We start from the raw sequence: 2007 nt of genomic DNA on the forward strand, positions 1-2007 counted from the left end.
CGGCGAGGTCGGTCACGCCCGCGCCGACCTCGAGCACGACTCCGGCGCCTTCACCGCCCAACGACGGGTTCTGGCCGGGATACATTCCCAACGCCACCAACACATCCCGGAAGTTGACGCCCACCGCGCGGACCGCGATCCGCACCTGCCCGGGTTCCAACGGTGCCTGCCCCGCCGGCCACGGCTGTAGCGACACGTCCTGCAGCGTGCCGGTCCCGCCCGCGGCCAACCGCCACGGCCCATCCCCGACCGGCACGGCCGCCATCGCCGGCACCGGTGTCAGTCGGGCACCGTGGGTGATGCCGTGGCGCAGCATCAGCTGGGGTTCACCGGCCTGGGCCAGCGCGGCCAGCGGCACCGCACCCACCACACCGTGGTCGAGATCGACGCCTTCATCGGTGTCGAGCACCACGATCCGGCCCGGGTACTCGGCTTGCGCCGAACGCACCATCCCCCACACCGCCGCAGCAGCCAGATCGGTGACATCCTCACCGGCCGAGGCGACCGCGCCATGGGTGAGCACCATCAGCACACCCGAGCGTTCCACGCTCAACCAGTCCTGCAACACCGCCAGCACCGCATGCGTGGCCGCATACACCGAATCCACCACATCCTCGGCACGGGAGGACAACTCCCACACCACCACACCCGCATCAGCAGCGTCGGTATCCGCGGCATCAGCGTCGGCACTCTGGGTGCCGACGTCGGCGCTGTGGGTTTCTGTGGTGTGCGGGGTCCAGGAGCGGGCCGAGGAAGGAGTGGAGTCGGGGAGGGTCGTCAGTGGTGTCCAGGTCAGTTCCAGCAGGCCTGTGCCCGGTGTAGTGGTGGTGTGTAGTGCGGCGTGGAGTTGTTCGGTGGTGACGGGTCGGGTGTTCACCGTGCCGGTCAGGACCGGTTTGCCGGTGGTGTCGGCCAGTCGGACGGCCAGGGCACCATCGGCGCTGCTGCTCAGGTGGACACGCAGGCGGGTGGCACCCACCGCGTCGAGACGGACCTGCCCCCAGCTGAACGGGAGCCGCAGTTCGAGATCGTCGGTCGCGGCTCCGGTGTAGGTCGCGGCCCAGGCGGCGTGCAGTGCGGTGTCGAGCAGGGCCGGGTGGATGCCCATCCCGGTGACATCGAGTTCCTCGGGGACCGCGACCTCGGCGTAGACGTCCGCGCCGTACCGCCACGCCGATTGCAGACCCTGGAACGCCGGCCCGTACTGGTAACCGTGTCGGGTCAGCCAGTCGTACACGCCGGAGACCTGCACCGGTTCGGCACCGGCCGGTGGCCACTGCGCCAGATCCATCACCGATGCCGGTGTCGGTTGTTCGGTGGTGAGGACGCCTTCGGCGTGCAGGGTCCAGTCGGTGTCGGTTTGGGTGTCACGGGTGTACACCGAAACCGACCATCCGGCCGAGTCGTCCCGGCCGCTCACCAGGACCTGGAGCTGCACGCTGCGGTCTTCGGTGAATACCAGTGGTGCCAGCAGGGTCAGTTCCTGGATCGTGGTGGCGCCGACCTCGTCACCGGCCCGCAATGCCAGTTCCACGAATCCTGATCCGGGGAACAACACCACACCGGCCACGGCGTGGTCGGCCAGCCACGGTTGGGTGGTGAGTGAGAGTCGTCCGGTCAGTGCGACCGCACCGGACTCGGGTTGCTGCACCACCGCACCCAGCAACGGGTGTTCGGCTCCGACCAGTCCCGCGCTGGCCACATCGGCGCCACCGAGCCCGGTACTGGCCAGCCAATACCGTTGCCGCTGGAACGCATACGTCGGCAACCCGACCCGCCCCGGTGTGGTGGTGTAAACCTTCGTCCAGTCGAGGGGTGCCCCGGTGACGTAGGCGTGGCCCACCGATTTCCAGAACCGATCCAGTCCGCCCTCGTCACGACGCAGGGATCCGGTCACGGTCACCGCGGTCTCGAGACCGGCGGCGGTGTCTTCCATCGCCAACGCCAGCAACGGGTGCGGGCTGCACTCGATGAACGTGGTGAACCCGGCTCCGATCAGCGACTGCG

Annotated in this window: 1 protein-coding gene; it reads right to left on the bottom strand. The window is 69.0% G+C overall.

The annotated features are described in order from the left end of the window. The coding region (locus ACHQ4I_RS09050) for a polyketide synthase dehydratase domain-containing protein (protein ID WP_420771244.1) at positions 1–2007 on the bottom strand (2007 nt) is incomplete at both ends.

Source organism: Nocardia nepalensis, assembly GCF_048910785.1.
In the GTDB taxonomy this organism is placed as follows: domain Bacteria; phylum Actinomycetota; class Actinomycetes; order Mycobacteriales; family Mycobacteriaceae; genus Nocardia; species Nocardia nepalensis.